The sequence below is a fragment of the Neptunomonas sp. genome (assembly GCF_041601355.1).
Classification (GTDB): domain Bacteria; phylum Pseudomonadota; class Gammaproteobacteria; order Pseudomonadales; family Balneatricaceae; genus Neptunomonas.
Window position 1 is genome coordinate 1 of sequence record NZ_JBFIIH010000138.1, and the last position, 9,786, is coordinate 9,786.

Consider the following 9,786-nt stretch of genomic DNA (forward strand, 5'->3'; position numbering starts at 1 on the left):
GAGCAGGCGAAGAAGGCGGCAACGCAGCCAGGTATGGCAATTCCTGTCCGTCCAAAGGCAAATTAATGCCCTCTTGGGTAACCGGCAATACCGGGCCACTCTCCACCTTTACCTCTACTCCAGTCTCAGCCCTGGCCCCAGCAGCAGCCCCATTAGCACCACTTCCAACGCCCATCTCTTTCAGCAACGCACTGAATTCTGATGAGACTGCAGCAGGTAGTGAACCGCTAGCCAAAGCTCCACCGGATAAAAGAGAGCTTTTTACACCGGCCGATACACCGGACGGCTGAAGAAGGATATTTAGCTGAGTCAGTTGAGAGGCCATTCCATTTTCCACCATTCAAATCTACTACTGATATTGACATTAATATAACCAGAGCAAGATCAAGGCCAACTAATAACGGTAGATAAACCAGCGGTGAATTTACAATACGAGCGAGGAGCTTTGATTTTTAGAAGCTTAGATATTTAGAATCTTAGGTATATAGAAGCTTAGATATAATTAATCTTATTTAGCTGGGAGCGCTCATCCAATTGTTTCTGTAACGCTTTATCGACCACTTTAGCCTCAGCATCAAGCGCCTTAACGATCAGTGAGTCTATCGCTTTATATTTACCATGCATTTGCGCCCAATGTTGTTTCACATGCGCTAACTGCTTCTGATTCATTAACATCGATTTTTTATGTTGCTCAATGGCAACCGATATTTTATTCATAAATGCTTGGTAGTTGAGTAATTTATGAACAGACAGGCCCTGCGCACTCGCTTGCCGGTAGGACTGCTGATACTCTGACAAATACCGTTCCAGCTGTAATAACTGCTGCTTATCCGACTCCACCCTCTGAATATGCTCGGCAAGAAAACGTTCAGCGTCTTTTTTTCGCTTCTCAGCCAGATCCAACACAACCTTTAAACGGCTTGATCGTTTTTTCTGACTCATCTGGACGGCTCATTAGGCTGTAGTGCGATTGTCAGCATTTTCAGACTCTCATCAACAGCAAAAGCATCCGTTAAACCCTGTTGCAGAAATTGATTCATCGTTGGCATTCTCTCAATCGCAAAATCGGTTCCCGGATCACTCCCTCTGACGTAAGCACCGACAGAGATCAGATCCGCATTTTGCTGATATTTAGAGTATAACTGCTTAAAACGCATAGCGGTGGCCAAATGATTCTGATCAACAATTTGTGGCATCGCTCGGCTGATAGACGCTTCAACATCAATCGCAGGATAATGCCCCTGCTCTGCCAGTTGCCGTGACAATACAATATGCCCATCCAGAATTGCTCTCGCAGCATCAGCAATAGGATCCTGCTGATCATCACCTTCGGTTAATACGGTATAAAATGCGGTAATAGAGCCCTTGCCAGTGGCGTCATTTCCGGCACGCTCCACCAGCTTGGGTAGCTTAGCAAATACCGATGGCGGATATCCTTTTGTAGCGGGCGGCTCACCTATCGCTAACGCTATCTCCCTTTGCGCTTGCGCATAGCGTGTCAACGAGTCCATCAGTAGCAGAACACTTTTACCCTGCGCCCGAAAATACTCGGCAATACGGGTTGTCAGCTGCGAAGCTCGTAAACGCATCAATGGAGAGTCATCAGCCGGTGAAGCCACAACAACGGAGCGGGCTAAACCTTCAGCCCCCAGATTGTGATCTATAAACTCTTTTACTTCCCGGCCACGCTCACCAATCAGGCCTACGATTGTTATATCAGCCTCAGTCGCTCGCGTCATCATACCCAACAGCACAGATTTACCCACACCACTACCGGCAAATAAACCTAACCGCTGCCCCTTACCGACCGTTAAAAGCGCGTTAATCGATTTAATACCAACATCGAGTGTATTAACGATAGGAAATCGAGCAAGAGGATTAATGATCTCACCCGCCAGCGTGGCCGTCTGCTGGCAGTTTAGCGGCCCCTTTCCGTCAAGCGGCTCGCCTACGCCATTTAACACCCGCCCCAGTAAGCCGAAACCGACAGGAACGCCTCTTCCCGCGCCCATTGGAACAACCTTTGCACCTGCAGAGAGCCCTTCTACCGCATGCAAAGGCATCAGATAAATTCTATCGCCGGAAAAGCCAACAACCTCAGCTTCAATTTCATGCGAGGAGGACAATACGATTAAGCAATTATCGCCAACCGCCACCTGCAAACCAACCGCTTCAATGGTTAAACCAATTAAACGGGTAATACGACCTTCGATTCGCGGACCCGGCGCAGACAAAGCCGGACTCATCAGCCCCCGAACAGTCTGCGACAAATCAAACTGACTCATCACCCTTCTCACTATCCAAAAGTGCATCAGCAGCAGACAAAGCATGTTCAGCATTTAATCCATGCGATACGGCCAGTCTGTTTTTCAATTGCTTTATAACGTCACTAAAACGGGACTCCATACAGTAATCAACCACACTCGTATCGGTAGATACCCTGCAGCCTCCCGGTGATAACTCCGCATCCTCAAGCAACCGCCATCGGTCTTGGTGCTTCTCGGCCAGCGAGGCTAATGCACTCATATCCTGCGGATTAACAGTAATGAGCAACTCCCCCGATTGCTTAGGTAGCTGCGCGATCGCTTCAGTTACTGAAGCCTGAATGATACTTTCATACTCGCACGCCTGCTGTTTCGTAACTACTTCAGCAATGTGAGCAGATAGCTCCACCACTAAGGCAGCGATCTGATCATGCTGCGAGTGCAACGGCTGATCCAGTGCCTGCAGCAGGCCTTCAAGCTTCACCAGTTGCTGATCAATTTCTGCTTTACCTCGCTCAAGACCCTCAGCATAACCTCGCTGATCACCCGCTAGCTGCCCCGCTTCATTACCTGCGACCTCTCCCGCTTTAAAACCTTCCTCGTAAGCACGCTCACGAATCTCCTCAAGCTCGGACAATGTCACTTTTTCAGCGAAAATTTCCTCATCTACAACGGTAATTTCAGCCGCTTTGGGCTTAGCAGCTTTCGTATGAAAGCCGACGGTATGCAGTCCATTAACTTCGGGAAGCAACCAGCTTCCCAGAGGCTTTTGCAGCTCTGCAGAATCAAAACGAAAGGGTAAATTATCTGATGACTTCATAAAAACGACCTAGAGCATCTCCTCGCCACCACCACCGAGCATGATCTCACCTTCATCAGCCAGTCGTCGCGCAACCGTGAGTATCTCTTTTTGTGCTTCCTCAACTTCACTGACGCGCACCGGACCTTTAGCCTCAAGGTCATCACGGAGCAACTCGGCAGCACGCTTAGACATATTTTTGAAAACTTTTTCCTGCAATGCTGTTTCAGCACCCTTCAATGCGATGATCAACACATCAGTAGTCACTTCACGAAGAATAACCTGAATCCCTCTGTCATCAACATCAATTAAATTATCGAAGACAAACATCAGGTCCTGAATCTGAGTCGCCAAGCCATCATCAACCTCGCGAATACCCTCCATCAACTCAGCTTCTATTGCGCTATCAATGAAATTCATAATTTCAGATGCTTGCTTCACACCGCCCAGGGTTCTCGACTGACCAGAACGCGCCGTACTGAACTGCCCTTCCAGCATATCATTAAGTTCCTGAAGCGCCTGCGGCTGAATACGATCCAATGCCGCCACACGCATCACGATATCTAAACGCACCTTATCATCAAAAAATCCCAGCACGGTAGCCGCCTGATCCGGATCAAGATAAGAAACAATCACCGCCTGAATTTGCGGATGCTCAAAACGGATCGTTTCTGCAATCTGCCTTGGCTCCATCCAGCGCATGGTATCAAGGCCGGATGTATTAGTACTCATGAGTATCCGGTCAAGCAGGGTTTTTGCTTTTTCTTCACCCAATGCCTGATTAAGCATAGCTCGAATATAACGATCGTTGTTGATACCGATTCCGGTCTGATCACTGACCAGGTGCATAAAATCAGAGACGACACCCTCTACCCGCGATTGAGGAACATTATCAAGCTGCGACATCGCCTCACCGATCAGTTGCACCTGCTTCGGGCCCAGATGTTTAAGCACTTCTGCCGCATCCTCCTCACCCAGACTAATAAGCAAGATGGCAGCTTTTTCAATTTCCGTTAGCTCGGTATCAGCGCTCATCTTTACCAAGCCACTGTTTTATCGCCTGAGCAACACGCGCAGGATCTTCAGCAATCATGCTTCTCACCGCATTAAGTTGATATTCAAAGCTTTCATTGGGTGTTGGCAGCAAACTATCCCCACGCTCACCGAAAGTCACTTTATCATCGGCGACCACACCACCATCCAACCCTTCAAGCTCAGCAGCAACATCGCCGACATCCTCATCCTTAGCCCCGGCAACCGTTTTACCTGTAGAGGTCAGACTTTTTAAGACAGGACGAAGAATGCCAAACACCATCAATAAAACAAACAGAATAGCGCCAACCTGCTTTGCAACATCCCACACCCACGGCTCCATCCAGATCGGGACCTCTTCCTGCACGAAGGGTTGCTCAACAACAAAGGGAGAGTTAATAACATTGACACTATCTCCCCTGACAGCAGCATAACCCACGGCATCCTGAACCAGTATTCTCAGCCTTTGCAGCTCATTCTCTGTCCAGGGAGTTCTGCTAGACTCACCTGTTTCACTATTGATCGCAACCAGGTCATCAACCACTACTGCGACTGACAATCGCCCAACACGTCCGCTCTGATGCTTTGTATAAGAAATGGAGCGATCCAGTTCGAAATTACGTGTCGCTTGTTTACGATTACTCCCGGGTACGACTGCACTTCCTGCATTACCTATTGCACCCCCAGCCACTTCGGGCACCGCACTCGGCCCTGGCGGTTGATTAGATAACGCACCGGGAACACCTTCAGATGATGCAACGCCGACTTTGTTCTCATCAACCGTTTGTTCACTTCTCAGTGCAGGCAAATCCGGATTAAACAACTCATCCGTCTGCTCTACTGACGTAAAATCAATCTCAGCAGAAACTTCTGCCCGAAACCGCCCTTGTCCGACAACAGGCAGCAATATGCTATTGACGCGATTCAGCAAGGTTTCTTCGACTTTCCTGGAGTACTCAAACTGCTTAGCCGCCAGAACCACATCACCATCTTCATCCCGGGAGTTTAGCAACTGCCCGCGCTGATCTACCACCGTCACATCTTTCACATCAAGCATGGGAATGGAAGACGCCACCAAATTAGCAATCGCGGCAACCTGGCCACGATCAAGCTTACGCCCCGCAAACAATTCTAAAAATACAGACGCGCTGGTTTTTCGCTGATCTCTGACAAAGACCGTGTCTTTGGGGATAGCCAGATGAATACGCGCATTCCTGACAGCAATCATACTGGTGATCGTACGCGCCAGCTCACCTTCCAGACCGCGCCGGTAACGGGCATTTTCCATGAACTGACTGGCGCCCAGCCCCTGATCCTGGTCCATCAACTCAAAGCCAACCGTTTTATCAACAGTAAAACCTTCAGAGGCAAGCTTCAGCCTTGCCTGATGCACATACTCTTCCGGCACCAGCACAGCGCGCCCATCCCCCTCGAACTTATAAGGAATGTTGTACAGCCTCAACTGTTCTATTACCTGGTTAGCATCAACAAACTCCAGATTAGAGAACAGCACCCGATAGTCGGGAGCTTTTGACCATAAAACCACAGAAAAACCGATAGCAATACTTGCTGCCAAGCCGATCATCAGGCCAAACTGGCGCACGATTGTCAGCTTATTAAAGCCAGACATCATCCCACCGCCTGTTGTTTGCAACGTCATAGTATTGTTATCCATAAAACAGCTCAGCCAAATCTTTTATCATTATTAAATTGGCATCTTCATCACATCTTCATACGCGGCAACCAATTTATTACGCACCTGAGTCATCGCCTCAAAAGAAACACTGGCCTTCTGCAACTGAATCATAACCTGTGTCAGTTCGACCCGAGGATCTCCTTGTTCAAAAGCGGTTGCCATGCGGCTCGCTTCCATCTGCGTATCATTAACCTTATCAATGGCGTTTTTAAGGAGGTCGCCAAAACCTTCACTCTCAACCGGGCGTACTGAATCCAATTTCAAAGATGACGGTTTTTCGACATGGGCAATACCCTGCTGGGCGTCTGCTTTCAACGCTCTCATCTGCATAAGTACACTATTTATGTCAGTTCGCTCAATCATCTTACGCCCCAATATGGCAATTTATTGACATTATATAAAACAATAAAGGTTAAACAACTGCATCAGACAATTATAACGTCATTATTATGACACTTATTCTTTATCGCACCTTAATACGCTTATAGAATGCAAAAAACGAGCCAGCGGCTCGTTTTCTTGTTTGATTTATCCCTCTTCAGGTGGATTCCCATACTTTAAATGTACATAGCTTAATGCCACTCTAATGACATCACCTATTACCCGAGGACGAATAATAAACACCTGGACAGCTGCCGCGATGCTTTAAATTCCAATAGGCAATTAATACTTCAGGCGCGCATAATAAGTCTTTTGAGCGGCTTCCCGTGCCTGCCCCACTGTTAATATCCCCTGCTCTGCCAGCAAAGGCAGTAACTTCAAAAACACTTCAGCCGTCACCAGCGCATCTCCCAGCGCGGTGTGCCTGCCTATCACATTAACATTGAAGCGCTCTGCAATCGCTTCCAACCCATGGGATTCTTGCTGCGGATGTATCACGGCTGACAGTAATAAGGTGTCCATGACGGGTTGATCAAATACGACACCCGTTGCTTCCTCTTTGACCTGTAAGCAGCGCATATCAAAAGCCGCATTATGCGCCACCAGCACGGTATCTTGCGCAAAAGCATGCAGGGCAGGTAATACCTGTGTTATATCCGGCTGACCTTTTACCATGTCCGGTGTAATACCGTGAATCGGAATGGTGATCGCCGGGATGTGACGTTTAGGATCAACCAGTTGCTCAAAGGTTTCCTGGCGTAGCAATTTACCATTCACAATCCGCACCGCGCCAACCTGAATAATTTCATCGCCACCTGCCGGATCTAAGCCGGTGGTTTCAGTATCAAACACGGTATAGGCCAGCTCACTGAGCAAACAATCCTCGAAAGCGCTGCCCTGTGCAGAAGTTTTAAACAGATCAAAATCATAATACTCCGGGCGGCTGCCGCTGTGCTGAAAAGTGTCGGCGGCCAGGGCTTCCTGCGGATTAGCCATCGGTAGCAGGAAGCGGAAAAACATCCGCGATCCTGACTCTTCACGCTCAAACCAGAATGCACCATCATGACGGCTCACCACATCATGAACAGTCAGCGACAGAGTTTCATCTCCTACCCGGATCTGCTCCTGATCCCAGTTCAGCAAATCCTGAGTATCCATGCTTGCTGCTGACCACACCAGATCCAGTGTGGCACGTGTATCCACTTCCCCCAGACGTAAACACATCTCACCAACGCCACTCACCTCATGAACGCGCCCGGCCAAATGTACCAATGCCTGTAATAATGAAAAACTTTCTACCTTCAGCCAAAGCGCCGTGTCCATTTCAGCAGATACCATTTGCAAGGGTAATGCCGCCTCAATCCGACGTGACGCAGCCTCGACTAAATCACTCCCCAGCATGTCTTCCAATGGCCAGCGTGAGCGTAGGTTATGCGTTGAAGATGCCTGTAACTCATCAATCCGTTTACCCAGGCCCTGTATCTCCTCGCGAATAACGCCCAGCAAACGCTCGCGCATATCGGTTTCCAAATCGGGGTACTCCAATACTTCAACGGCTGCCTGCGCATTCGCCAGCCCGGCACGACTGCCTTCAGTAAGACCAAATAACACCCGGTCCTTTTCTGAATCTGCTTCAAAATCATGAGTAATATTTTCCAGCAACAAAACAAAGCCTGTCAGCTCTGATTGTGCCTGAGCGTCGCCAGACTGCACTTCAGCTCCGGGCTCTGCTTCAGCTTCAGTTATAGATTCAGGTTTAGATGGCTCGATAATATTTTCAGGAACTGCCCGCACCGGTGTCATTTGCACTCGCAGTAATTGCCCACTCTGGGTCGTGGTGACAAACTGCGCCGACGGATGCGGCGCACCACCTTGTAAACGATGCTGAATATTTTCCAGCGCATGTGTCACCAGCTTCCGGTCGAGCACACTGTAGATGGAACGACCTAAGCCTATCAGCTCCAGACCACCCGCTACCGTTGGGGATTTCGATAAGGCGCGAAATTGTGAACGTGCCCGGTGATTATATAACAGGATGCGCCCATCGAGATTACACACCACCACGCTTTTGGTCAGTTCCGACATCAGCGCGGCCAAACGGCTTTTTTCCAGTTCGGTATTACGACTGGCCTCCTTTACCCGCTCTGTCATCTCGGTACGCAGCTGTTCACGCTGGCCGACCAGTTGATTAATCACTTCTGTTAAACGCTGATTTTCAGGACTGCCTTTGGGTTTTAACTGACGTTTCACATCCGTGCCCAATAACACTTGCGCCTCTTCTGCGAGCCGTGCCGGCGCGGTCATAAAATACCCAATCAGGCGTTGTAGCACTACCGCGACCACGCCCAGTGATACGGCCCACATCATAATCAGTAATAGCGCCCGCGGTCCTACTGCTGTGACTACTGCCGCCCGTTCAGCTTCCTCCAGTGCTGCCCAAATCAGCCCACCGGTCAGCAACAACCAGAGCAGACAAAGCACACCAATAACACCAACACCGACCGCAATCCGCCAATCAAATTTTCTCATGCGCCCATTCCCAGCATATCTTTAACTTTTTGCGCCAGCTCTTTTGTGGAAAACGGTTTGATCACGTAATCATTCGCCCCCATCGCCATCCCTTTGGCGACATCAGTATCATGCCCTTTTGCCGTCAGCATAAGAATAATTATATCGCTCAGCTCAGGGATAGCCCGTATCGCATGACACACTTCCAGTCCGGTCTTTTTCGGCATCATCACATCCAGCAAGACCAACCGGGGCTGTTCGGAAATAACCATATCCAACGCCTCCTGGCCATCATGCGCCACCAACACCTCAAAACCTTCACGCTTCATAAGGTATTCCAGAGAAATCAAAATGTTAGGCTCATCATCTGCGATCAGTATTTTGATACTCATGACGGGTATTACTCCTTAGATTTATTATCTGTCAATCTGGGTATAAAGAAACTAAAACAAGCACCTTCCCCTGCTACCGACTCCAGCCACAATCGACCACCAAAGTGCTCAATAATCTGCTTGCTAATCGGCAAGCCCAGACCTGTCCCCTGTGGGTGATTATCCATATCCCCGACCTGACGGAATTTATCAAACACTTGTGATTGTTGTTCCGCTGCAATACCGGGACCATTATCCTGTACCGCAACCGTGACACCCTCTGGCGTATCACTAATGGTCACCCCAACCCGGCCGTTATCTTGTGGGACAAACTTGACGGCATTGGACAACAAATTCAGCATCACCTGCATCAACCGATCTGAATCAGCCTGCACTGTTTGTACCTGCGAATCTCCCTGCACCGTCAACACGGCACCACGCTCACGATAACTTTCTGACATACTGCCGGCCGCTTGCTGAACCAACTGAACCATATCCACTGCGCTTTCACGCCATTCCGCGTGTCCGGCCTCAATTTTTGCCATATCCAAAACTTGATTAACCAGACGACTCAGGCGCTCGGTTTCTGCCACTACGATGCTTAAGAATTGCTGACGCTGCTCCAGTAGCATCTCATCATCATCCAGCATAATTTCGGACAGGGCGCGAATCGATGTCAGCGGCGTGCGCAACTCATGGGTGACCGATGACATGAAATCATCTTTAAGGCTGTCC

At 49.0% G+C, this 9,786-nt stretch carries 10 protein-coding genes; all 10 read right to left on the reverse strand.

Annotated features, from left to right (window positions below; translation table 11 throughout):
• Positions 1–325: hypothetical protein (locus ABY436_RS16895; protein ID WP_372740103.1), on the reverse strand; the 325-nt coding region annotated here is incomplete at its 3' end.
• A 167-nt stretch (positions 326–492) separates the two neighbouring features.
• Positions 493–942 carry a flagellar export protein FliJ gene (gene fliJ, locus ABY436_RS16900; protein WP_372740104.1) on the reverse strand — a complete coding sequence of 150 codons (450 nt, stop codon included), beginning with the start codon at positions 940–942 and terminating at the stop codon, positions 493–495.
• A complete protein-coding gene (gene fliI, locus ABY436_RS16905) occupies positions 939–2,246 on the reverse strand; it encodes a flagellar protein export ATPase FliI (protein WP_372740112.1) in 1,308 nt (435 codons plus the stop codon). The genes fliJ and fliI overlap by 4 nt, the downstream gene beginning before the upstream one ends.
• A 25-nt stretch (positions 2,247–2,271) precedes the next feature.
• On the reverse strand, positions 2,272–3,084 hold the full coding sequence (locus tag ABY436_RS16910) for a FliH/SctL family protein (protein ID WP_372740105.1): 813 nt from the start codon (positions 3,082–3,084) through the stop codon (positions 2,272–2,274).
• 9 nt (positions 3,085–3,093) lie between these two features.
• Positions 3,094–4,098 (reverse strand): flagellar motor switch protein FliG, encoded by a 1,005-nt coding sequence (fliG, locus tag ABY436_RS16915; RefSeq protein ID WP_372740106.1) that lies wholly within the window; start codon positions 4,096–4,098, stop codon positions 3,094–3,096.
• Positions 4,088–5,770, reverse strand: coding sequence for a flagellar basal-body MS-ring/collar protein FliF (gene fliF / locus ABY436_RS16920; protein ID WP_372740107.1), 1,683 nt, complete (start codon positions 5,768–5,770; stop codon positions 4,088–4,090). Before fliF ends, fliG begins: the two co-directional genes overlap by 11 nt.
• 30 nt (positions 5,771–5,800) lie before the next feature.
• A complete protein-coding gene (fliE, locus tag ABY436_RS16925; RefSeq protein ID WP_372740108.1) occupies positions 5,801–6,154 on the reverse strand; it encodes a flagellar hook-basal body complex protein FliE in 354 nt (117 codons plus the stop codon).
• 300 nt (positions 6,155–6,454) lie between these two features.
• Positions 6,455–8,701, reverse strand: coding sequence for an exonuclease domain-containing protein (locus ABY436_RS16930; RefSeq protein WP_372740109.1), 2,247 nt, complete (start codon positions 8,699–8,701; stop codon positions 6,455–6,457).
• Positions 8,698–9,072, reverse strand: coding sequence for a response regulator transcription factor (locus ABY436_RS16935; protein WP_372740110.1), 375 nt, complete (start codon positions 9,070–9,072; stop codon positions 8,698–8,700). Before ABY436_RS16935 ends, ABY436_RS16930 begins: the two co-directional genes overlap by 4 nt.
• Positions 9,073–9,080: 8 nt before the next feature.
• Positions 9,081–9,786: sensor histidine kinase (locus ABY436_RS16940; protein WP_372740111.1), on the reverse strand; the 706-nt coding region annotated here is incomplete at its 5' end.

Bases quoted from the DNA above. Each gene is read 5' to 3' on its own strand.
- fliE (WP_372740108.1), bottom strand. From the start codon at position 6,154: ATGATTGAGCGAACTGACATAAATAGTGTACTTATGCAGATGAGAGCG.
- fliG (WP_372740106.1), bottom strand. From the start codon at position 4,098: ATGAGCGCTGATACCGAGCTAACGGAAATTGAAAAAGCTGCCATCTTG.
- fliJ (WP_372740104.1), bottom strand. From the start codon at position 942: ATGAGTCAGAAAAAACGATCAAGCCGTTTAAAGGTTGTGTTGGATCTG.
- ABY436_RS16930 (WP_372740109.1), bottom strand. From the start codon at position 8,701: ATGAGAAAATTTGATTGGCGGATTGCGGTCGGTGTTGGTGTTATTGGT.
- fliF (WP_372740107.1), bottom strand. From the start codon at position 5,770: ATGGATAACAATACTATGACGTTGCAAACAACAGGCGGTGGGATGATG.
- fliI (WP_372740112.1), bottom strand. From the start codon at position 2,246: ATGAGTCCGGCTTTGTCTGCGCCGGGTCCGCGAATCGAAGGTCGTATT.
- ABY436_RS16910 (WP_372740105.1), bottom strand. From the start codon at position 3,084: ATGAAGTCATCAGATAATTTACCCTTTCGTTTTGATTCTGCAGAGCTG.
- ABY436_RS16935 (WP_372740110.1), bottom strand. From the start codon at position 9,072: ATGAGTATCAAAATACTGATCGCAGATGATGAGCCTAACATTTTGATT.